The sequence below is a fragment of the Rhizorhapis sp. SPR117 genome, assembly GCF_021742065.1.
In genome coordinates this window covers 1-446 of sequence record NZ_JAKKIE010000242.1, presented here as the reverse complement: position 1 = coordinate 446, position 446 = coordinate 1, and the positions used below count along the sequence as shown (strand labels likewise).

Sequence of the window (446 nt, the reverse complement as noted above, 5' to 3'; positions counted from 1 at the left end):
TCATGCACCTCGTGCGGCAGACGGCTGCGCGTCTTTGACATCCAACTATGGTCCGGCACCTTCTCCCGGTTCGTCAGCCGCAGAAACTCCGGCAGCGAAAGAGAATCCGAACAGCGCCAGACGATGCCGCGCTCGCTGTGAATGCCCTCGAAATAGCCGATTAGCAGCATCCGGAAATATCGACCAGGCGGAACCGACGGCGCCCCCATCCGCGGCGCGTAATACGCCGCACAGCTCTCCTCCACGAAGCGGTCGAACCCGGCATCGACCAACAGCTTCTGGAGTTTGTCGTAGAAGGCGTGACCAGGAGACCGGGGAACATCCGCCCAGGAGACAATCAGATCGGGCTGGCTCTCACCGTCACGCCTCATCGCCATCGCCGCATACCCGCACCGTCAATCAACGGTTACACTGAATCAGCCACGCCCGACTTCGTCAACGGGCTG

The 446-nt window shown here is 61.4% G+C and carries 1 protein-coding gene; it reads right to left on the bottom strand.

Annotation, left to right across the window (positions count from 1 at the left end; all coding sequences use genetic code 11):
* Window positions 1-377 (bottom strand): transposase (locus L3X40_RS22195; protein WP_445177243.1); only part of this gene is annotated, 377 nt, incomplete at its 3' end.
* Window positions 378-446: the final 69 nt, after the last annotated feature.